The following is a 6472-nucleotide window of genomic DNA, read 5'->3' as shown; positions in this document are numbered from 1 at the left end:
GGCGGGTCGGGGTGGGCGGCGGCCTTGGTGGTTCGTACTGGCGGAGGGTCAGGCGGCGGGGCGCAGGGTCTCCCGCGGAGCGTCGATGCCGCGGATCGGGCCGGTGCTGCCCACCAGCGGTTCCGCCCGACGGTCGTTCGCGTCCTCGACCGCGGACAGCAGCTTCTTCCACTGCTCGGCGCGCTCGCTCGCCGTGTGCTCGGTGGCGGGTCGGGGGGTGGCCATGAGGTGCACCGGGCCGGGCACGGCGGGCATCGGCTTGTAGTGCTGGCGGGCCGCGCGGCGCGTCTCCGCCGGCAGCGCGTCCGTCTTCATCCGGCGGTCCTGCTCCTTCGCCCAGGCCGTGATCTCGTCGGCAGTGAGGTCAAGCAGGACGATCCGGCGCGCGGAAGGGCAGCGGCGGTCCCGCTGACCGGCCGCCAGCTCGGCACCGCCCAGATCAGTCGAGTAGTGGTCGCGAATCGTCAGGGTCTTGTCGCCCACGATCTGCCGCCAGATCTCGCAGCCCGGGCAGACCACGGTGCGCAGCTCGCCGGAGCGCAGGTTGTAGGAGCTGCGGCGAAGCTGGCTGACGCGGATCGGGGCGAGGGAGCTGCGGCGCTTGGTACGGACACGAGCGGGCATCAGGGCCTCCTGGCAGGGAGAAGAAGGGAAGTCAGGGGAGCGAAGGTGCTGCTCTCTCCGCCCGCCAGGCCCGGCCGGTCAGCCGGCGGTCCTGGCGCACAGACAGCGCAGCAGCGCTGTGAGGTGGTGCCCAATATGTGGCGGCCCGGCGGCGACGGGTCCCGAGGAGCGGGTGGGCTCGACTCAGGCCCCGCCGAAGCGAAGAGGGCTGCTATGGCGATGCTCGTTCACCACCAAAGACCTAGACTTTGGTACCTAAGTCCTGGCGACGTTCAGAACCGTACGCAGTCCGTGACTACCCGTCAAGCTCTTTGGTACTTAAGTTTTCTGCCTGAGTGCCAAAGACCGCACATCATGGGTGGAAAGCTGGCGCCAGAAGGGTGGAAAGATGGCGCAGCGAGGGCCATCGCGCATCCAAGTCGGGCGAGTTAGGTACCAAAGTCACCTGCCGTCAGGTACCTTGTGTCCATGACTGCGACAGATCAGACAAGCCGGGGCACTGCCCGGGGCGTCGCCGACGCTCTGCGCAAGCAGATCCGCTCCGGTGCGCTGAGGCCTGGCCAGGTACTACCTACCAATCGCGAACTCGCGGCGCGGTTCAGCGTCTCCCCAAAGACCGCTACGGCTGGCGTGGACATCCTCAGGACCGAGGGCCTCATCATCGGTGAGCAAGGCGGTCGTCGCCGGGTGCGAGCCGTTCGTCGCATCACCTGGGACCTGACGGAGTTCGAGCGTGGCCACCGCCGCGATTCCCACTCGCTGGACGACTGGGCCACCGCGATCAAGGACGCCGGCCGCGAGCCCCGCGAGACAATCGTCCGAACGGTAGAGCCAGCTCCGCGGGAGATCGCGGAGTGGCTGCGCATCATGCCCGGTGACGAGGTAGTCAAGCGAGCCCGTGTCCGCTGGGTGGATTCCGAGCCATTCCAGCTCTCCACCAGCTACTTCCCTGGCACGATCGCCCGGGGAACCTTGCTGGACGAGGACCGTGAGGTGTCCGTGCCTGGTGGCGTACTGCGCTACATCGGCCACCCTCAGACGGCCGTCCGCGACGAGATCAGCGGCCGAATGCCCACACCTGAGGAGACTGACATTCTCCAACTCCCAGTTGGGACCCCCGTTATCCAGCATGTCCGCATCGGACACGGGGCCGAGGGGCCGGTCCGCGTCATGGTCACTATCGCCCCCGGTGATCGTCACCTGCTCGTGTACGAGATGGAGGTCTGATGGCCACCTGCAGTGAGGCCTACCGGCAGAAGCCCCAGATGGATAGCACCCGACCTCGCCGAGCCAAGTCTCTGACCAACAACGCGGCCACAACGAGTCTGGTGTGGTACGCGGCGTACGGGTCAAACATGCACGCCGACCGCCTGGCGTGCTACATCCGCGGTGGCCGCCCGCCCGGCGGAACTCGGACCTACCCGGGTTGCCGTGACCGCCGGCTGCCGGAACAGCAAGCCGCTGTACTGCTGCCTGGCCAGCTCTACTTCGCTCTGACGTCGACCGTGTGGACCGGCGGCATGGGCTTCTACGATCCCGTGCAGGCTGACGAGATGCCCGCCCGGGCCTACCTAGTCTCCAGGGAGCAGTTCTCCGACATCGCCGCTCAGGAGATGCACCGGGACCCCGGCGCGGATCTCGACCTCACTCCAGTGCTCACCGCCGGCCACGACCAGCTTGGCCCTGGCAGATACGAGACTCTGGTGTGCTCTGGGGAACTTGACGGCATCCCGGTCCTCACCTTCACGGCCCCCTGGCATCTCGCCGACGCCGAGCTCAACGCCCCGGCCATCGGCTATTTGGCGAACTTTGCCAGCGGCCTCGCCGAGGCTCACGGCTGGCCCCTGGAGCGCTCTGCCCAGTACCTCGCCACGCGGCCCGGCGCAGCCGGCCATTGGACGGCAAAGTCAATCCTGGACGCCCTCCAGACCACGACCCGCGCGGCAGCGCTTGACAACGAGAGCCCTGCCCTGTTGCGGGACTAGGCTCCTGACGAGCTTCACCCACCACAACCGAACACGGACACGCGAAAGCGGCCCCCATCCGCCAAGATCTGGGCCGCTCTCGTTGACCTAACTATTCAGCTGTTCGCTGGTTCGACGGTACCAGGCGTACCCGGCCCGCGGCGAGAGACACCCGTCACCTCGCCCGGCCGTGTGGCGACGCCTGGTGCCGCCATACCGGCGACGGCGGAGAGGCAAGCCCCGTTGTCCCGCACCACCCCCACTCCGGCGCCGCGCACCGCGCGCTGCACCCCTCCGGCCCGCTCGTGCCCGCCGGCCACCGTTCTCCGCGCCCACCGCCCGGCCATCCAGGCCGGGCCGGTCCTGGTGGCTGCCGCCGGATCGGAGGTGACGAAGTGAGCTCCCAGACCGTCCAGGAACCCCGCGAGAACGGCGCCATCAGCCAGCGGGGCCCGGTCCCCTCGGTGTCGGTGTTCGCTCACATGCGCAGTGGCCCGACGCGAGTCGTGTACCCGCTGGACCTGCTGATCCTGGTGGAGCTCGGCTTCATGTTCGGTGAGCAGGCCCGCCAGCCGCAGGACGCGGCCCCCCTGATCGTCACCCCTCCCGCGCTGGTCGAGCGGCTCCAGGGGCAGGGCGTCGTCAGCGCCAACGGCTCCGGCTTGGTCTCCCGGGCCTCGGTGTACGAGTCGTTCAAGCGCCTCATCGAGAAGGGGTACATCCGCCGGATCAACCTCCGGTCCGAGGATGGCCGGCGCTCTGCGGGCGTGGCGTACGAGTACTACGAGTGGCCTGCCTACAACCCCGACTACCGCCCCGCCTCCGATCCGGCCGATGACGAATCTCCGCAGGTCAGGTCTGCTTCCGGCAATGCAGGAAGCAGCAACGCCGGAAGCAGAGAACAAACCAGCACGAAAAATCGATCTCCGCAGGTCAAGTCTGCTTCCGGCAATGCAGGAAGCAGCAACGCCGGAAGCAGAGGCAAGAACTCGGCGTTTCCGCAGGTCAGGTCTGCTTCCGGCAATGCCGCAAACCCCCCACACCCCCCGGGGGAGGTAGGAACTACCTCCTCCCCCTCCCCTCACGGGCGTCACTTGCGTGACGCGGCGGCTGCGCCGAGGAGGGACCGGGCTGACGTCGGTTCACCGGCCGATGCCGCCGCCGACCTTGCTCCCGTGGACCCCGAGCTGTTCCAGGCCGCCGTCGACTTCCTGATGCGGCTGCCCGGCAAGTGGGCGGTCGGCCGGCTGAAGGCCCGCAATCTGGCGGCCGAGCTGGTGCGTGCGACCGAGGACACCGGGTGGAAGCTCGATGCCTCCCTGCGGATGTGGCTGACCCGGGCCGAGGAGGGCAAGGCGGCCCCGCGTGTGCACGGCACGGTGCTGGAGTTCCGGATCAAGAACCTGGAGCTGCGGGAGTCGGTGTTCGCGACCGAGGACGCCACCTCGGAGCAGGCGGCCGTTCTGCCCGCTCAGGTGCGTCCGCAGGCCAAGCCCCGCACGCCCGACTGGTGCGGGAAGTGCAACGGCGGCGAGCAGCCGATGAGCCTGATGATGCGCACCATCGCCGATCCGGACTTGGAGAGCGACCGGGTCCTGCCCTGCCCGGACTGCCACCCCTCGCGGGTGCGGTTCGCCCGCTGATCGCCCAGGACGCAGCACGGCGGCCGGGAGCCCCTGGAAAGGCCCGGCCGCCGCAGACCCCCGCTAGGAGGCAACCATGACTATCCCCCAGCAGCACGCCGATCTCAACGACGTCCCGGAGCCCGAGGACTTCGAAATGCCCGAGGACCCGTACGAGAACGAGGACCTCGGCGCGCGGAAGCGGCCGCGCGGGAACCGGGCGAAGAAGGCCGCTGGCGACCAGGTTGACGGGCTGGGCAGCATTGAGCGGGTGCCGCCGCACGACCTGGCGGCGGAGAGGGCGACCCTCGGCGGGATGCTGCTGTCCAAGGACGCCATCGGCGACGTGATCGGCGTACTCCAGCCCGGCGACTACTACCGGCCGGCCCACCAGCTGATCCACGACGCGATCCTGGCGCTGTTCGCAAAGGGCGAGCCGGCCGACGCCATCACTGTTGCCGGCGAGCTCACCCGCCGGGGCGAGCTCGTCAGGGCCGGCGGCCCCGGGTACCTGCACGACTGCGCGAACGGCGCGGTGGGTGCCAGCGCCGAGTACTACGCCGGGATCGTCCACGAGCGGGCCGTCTTCCGCCGCCTCAGCGAGTCCGGCACCCGCATCGCCAACATGGGCTTCACCGGTGAAGGCGACGTGCACCAGGTCGTCGACGCCGCCCAGTCCGAGCTGTTCGGCGTCCTGGGGCGCGACACCTCGACCGAGATTCGTCCGCTCGGCGCCACCGCCGATTCCCTCGCCGACCGCATCGAGGCCCGCAAGAACGCCAAGGGCGGACTGCAGGGCGTCCCCACCGGGTTTGTCGACCTGGACCAGCTCACTGGCGGTCTGCGGCCGGGCCAGTTCGTCATCGTCGCGGCCCGCCCCGCGGTCGGGAAGTCCACCCTCGCCGTGGACTTCGCCCGCGCCTGCTCGATCGAGAACAAGATCCCCTCTGCGCTGTTCTCACTGGAGATGGGCCGCGAGGAGATCGAGGAGCGGATCATGTCCGCCCACGCCCGCATCGCGCACCACCACCTGAAGACCGGCGACATGACCGACGACGACTGGGCCCGCTTCGCCCGCTACTACGACGACTACGCCAGCGCCCCGTTGTTCATCGACGACAGCGAGCACCTGACCGTCATGGACGTCGCGGCCAAGGCCCGCCGGCTCAAGCAGCAGCACGGCATCGGCCTGATCGTCATCGACTACATCCAGCTGATGAAGTCCGGCACCCGCAGCCCCGAGAACCGCCAGCAGGAGGTCTCCGATATCTCCCGCAACCTCAAGCTCCTCGCCAAGCAGCTCAAGGTGCCCGTCGTCGGACTCTCCCAGCTCAACCGCGGACCCGAACAGCGCACCGACAAGCGCCCGATGGTGTCCGACCTTCGCGAGTCCGGCTCCCTGGAGCAGGACGCCGACATCGTCATCCTCCTGCACCGCGAGGACGCCTACGAGAAGGAGTCCCCCCGCGCGGGCGAGGCCGATCTGATCGTCGCCAAGCACCGGGGCGGCCCGACCTCCACCATCACGGTGGCCTTCCAGGGCCACTACTCGCGCTTCGTCGACATGACCCGGGACTGACCGGCCGCGGCGTGCGGGTGGACGACGCCTGGCCCCGGCGCCCACGCCTCGGACCTGAACCTCTGACCCTGACAGACCAGTACGAAGGAGAGGCCTCCGGTGACGGAGCAGCAAGTGCGCGCGGCCCTGGACGCCCTGGGCATCGAAGTACCCGAGAGAGTGAAGGAGCTGAGCCGCTGGAACCCCGCGCTGCGCCTCGCGTTCCTGCTCGGCTTGTTGTGGCGCACGGTCGGCCAGGCCCGGGACGCCGAGATCGTACGGGCCGACCAGCAAGACGGCGAGCACATGGCCGGGCCGAACGAGCTCGACCTCGGCGAGGACCAGATCGGCCGGGCCTACTACGAGATCCGCTTCGCAGCCAGCCGGCTGCTCGGACTCACCTGTGCCGAGCATGACGGCACCGGCCCGGAAGACCAGGTGCCCTTCGAGCACGGTTCGGACATGTTCGTGGACGGCAGGGTTTGGGCTGCGCAAGCCGCAGCCGACGCTGCTGTGGATCTGCTTGCGCCCCGGGTCCAGGACCCGCACAGCCGGGCCTTGCCGCGTGTCCGGACCCATCTGATCTCGGCGTTGTACTACCTCGATCAACTGGACGCCGCGTCGGCGGCCGAGACGGGCGAGGAAGACCCCTCGCCGCCCTTCTGACGGGCGATCATCGCTCCGTCGGGCCCCGGGCCCGACGG

6 protein-coding genes are annotated in these 6472 nt (G+C 69.2%); 5 read left to right on the top strand and 1 reads right to left on the bottom strand.

Going from position 1 to position 6472, the window contains the following annotated elements; all coding sequences use genetic code 11:
• Nucleotides 1-48: 48 nt before the first annotated feature.
• The gene (locus ACFU7Y_RS37605; protein WP_380771043.1) at nucleotides 49-624 is read right to left on the bottom strand and encodes a hypothetical protein; all 576 of its coding nucleotides are present in this window, start codon (nucleotides 622-624) and stop codon (nucleotides 49-51) included.
• Between the two features lie 468 nt (nucleotides 625-1092).
• Between ACFU7Y_RS37605 and ACFU7Y_RS37600 the strand changes: the two genes are divergently transcribed.
• The 5 genes from ACFU7Y_RS37600 (at nucleotide 1093) to ACFU7Y_RS37580 (ending at nucleotide 6434) form a co-directional block, all read left to right on the top strand.
• Entirely contained in the window at nucleotides 1093-1851 is a 759-nt protein-coding gene (locus ACFU7Y_RS37600; RefSeq protein ID WP_380771042.1) for a GntR family transcriptional regulator, read from the top strand.
• Nucleotides 1851-2609, top strand: coding sequence for a histone deacetylase (locus ACFU7Y_RS37595; protein WP_380771041.1), 759 nt, complete (start codon nucleotides 1851-1853; stop codon nucleotides 2607-2609). Before ACFU7Y_RS37600 ends, ACFU7Y_RS37595 begins: the two co-directional genes overlap by 1 nt.
• 374 nt (nucleotides 2610-2983) lie before the next feature.
• Nucleotides 2984-4231, top strand: a complete 1248-nt coding sequence (locus ACFU7Y_RS37590; protein WP_380771040.1) for a hypothetical protein — start codon at nucleotides 2984-2986, stop codon at nucleotides 4229-4231.
• A 76-nt stretch (nucleotides 4232-4307) separates the two neighbouring features.
• Nucleotides 4308-5789 (top strand): replicative DNA helicase, encoded by a 1482-nt coding sequence (gene dnaB, locus ACFU7Y_RS37585; protein WP_380771039.1) that lies wholly within the window; start codon nucleotides 4308-4310, stop codon nucleotides 5787-5789.
• A 99-nt stretch (nucleotides 5790-5888) separates the two neighbouring features.
• Nucleotides 5889-6434, top strand: coding sequence for a hypothetical protein (locus ACFU7Y_RS37580; RefSeq protein WP_380771038.1), 546 nt, complete (start codon nucleotides 5889-5891; stop codon nucleotides 6432-6434).
• Nucleotides 6435-6472: the final 38 nt, after the last annotated feature.

The organism is Kitasatospora sp. NPDC057542 (genome assembly GCF_042801945.1).
GTDB lineage: Bacteria > Actinomycetota > Actinomycetes > Streptomycetales > Streptomycetaceae > Kitasatospora.
Note: the sequence above shows the minus strand (reverse complement) of the source record. Positions and strands in the feature narration are given on the sequence as shown.

Coding starts and splice junctions, on each gene's coding strand:
- ACFU7Y_RS37605 (WP_380771043.1), bottom strand. CDS start 624: ATGCCCGCTCGTGTCCGTACCAAGCGCCGCAGCTCCCTCGCCCCGATC.
- ACFU7Y_RS37600 (WP_380771042.1), top strand. CDS start 1,093: ATGACTGCGACAGATCAGACAAGCCGGGGCACTGCCCGGGGCGTCGCC.
- ACFU7Y_RS37595 (WP_380771041.1), top strand. CDS start 1,851: ATGGCCACCTGCAGTGAGGCCTACCGGCAGAAGCCCCAGATGGATAGC.
- dnaB (WP_380771039.1), top strand. CDS start 4,308: ATGACTATCCCCCAGCAGCACGCCGATCTCAACGACGTCCCGGAGCCC.